General features: G+C 55.2%; 1 protein-coding gene and 1 pseudogene. Both read right to left on the reverse strand.

Translation table 11 applies throughout. The annotated features are described in order from the left end of the window. A partial coding sequence (gene uxuA / locus BUB52_RS15465) for a mannonate dehydratase (protein WP_009121913.1) occupies positions 1-1,172 on the reverse strand: 1,172 nt, incomplete at its 3' end. 179 nt (positions 1,173-1,351) lie between these two features. Further along, a pseudogene (locus tag BUB52_RS15675) lies at positions 1,352-1,451 on the reverse strand (D-mannonate oxidoreductase); the annotation flags it as partial.

A 1,451-nucleotide genomic window follows, 5' to 3' on the forward strand; every position in this document is an offset into this window, starting at 1 on the left:
TATTCAAACAATGATTTGGCAATTCCCATTTCCAGTCCTCTCAGTTCCGCCAGTCCTCTCAGACGACCGATGCAGGAGTAGCCCGGATTGGTTTTCTTCTTCAAATCGTCCACCATCTGATGCCCGTGGTCGGGACGCATCGGGATGGAGACTTTACGGCGTTGCTGCAGTTCGAGGAAAGCCTTCATCACGTGGTACATGTCGACGTTGCCTTCCAGGTGGTTGGCTTCGTAGAAGTTGCCTTCCGCATCGCGTTGCGTGCTGCGCAGGTGCACAAAGTTGATACGGTCGCCGAACCGCTCCATCAGGGCGGCGCAGTCATTGGCGCTGCTTACGCCCAAAGAACCCGTGCACAGGCACAGGCCGTTGCTCTTGTTGGGAACGGCGTCGATCAGAGCCTGGAAGTCGGCTCCGCAGCTCATGATACGTGGTAGCCCCAGAATTGAGCAGGGCGGGTCGTCCGGATGGATAACCAGCTCGACACCGGCCTCGTCGGCGACGGGGCAGATTTCACTGAGGAAGTAAATCAGGTTGGCGCGCAGCTTTTCGGGTGTGATGTCCTTGTAGCGGTCAAGCTCTTTCTGGAACTGCTCCAGGGTGAAGCTCTCTTCCGAACCGGGCAGGCCGGCAATCATGTTGCGTACAAGCAGCTGCTTGTCATCTTCCGTCATCCGCTCGAAGCGGGCTTTGGCCTTGGCCTTTTCCTCGTCCGTATAATCGGCTTCCGCGCCGGGACGTTTCAGCAGAAAGAGGTCGAAGGCGATGAAGGCCGCACGCTCGAAGCGCAGGGCGCGGCTTCCGTCGGGCAGCTCGTAGGCAAGGTCGGTACGTGTCCAGTCCAGCACGGGCATGAAGTTGTAAGTAACGATGTTCACACCGCATTTGCCGAGGTTGCGCAGGCTTTCCTTGTAGTTGTCTATATATCGTTGGAAGTCTCCTGTCTGTGTCTTGATATGCTCGTGTACGGGTACGCTTTCGACAACCGACCAGCGAAGCCCTACGGCTTCTATCATCTCCTTGCGTTTGTTGATTTCTTCCACTGTCCACACCTCACCGTTGGGGATGTGGTGCAGGGCGTTCACGATTCCGGTGGCTCCGGCCTGTTTGATGTCCCAAAGGCTGACCGGGTCGTTAGGACCGTACCAGCGCCAGGTTTGTTCACAAAGTGTCATATTGCAATAATGGTATAAGTTTATGGATTGTATGTTTGTTCTCCGTTTCCTTTCCGAGGGGGAGAGGATTTATCCTGCGGGACGGAAATATCCGTCTTGTGGGATGAATAATTCCGCCTCACGGGATGAAATATCTCATCCCGCAAGACAAAAGGCATCGTCTTGCGGGACGGATTTTATCAGATTGAGAAGGCGTCGAAACCTCCGTCCACTACCGAGAGCGCTCCGGTCACGAAGCTGGAAGCGTCACTGATGAGGTAGTGAATGGTTCCGAAGAGT

Source organism: Bacteroides clarus YIT 12056, from assembly GCF_900129655.1.
In the GTDB taxonomy this organism is placed as follows: Bacteria; Bacteroidota; Bacteroidia; order Bacteroidales; family Bacteroidaceae; genus Bacteroides; species Bacteroides clarus.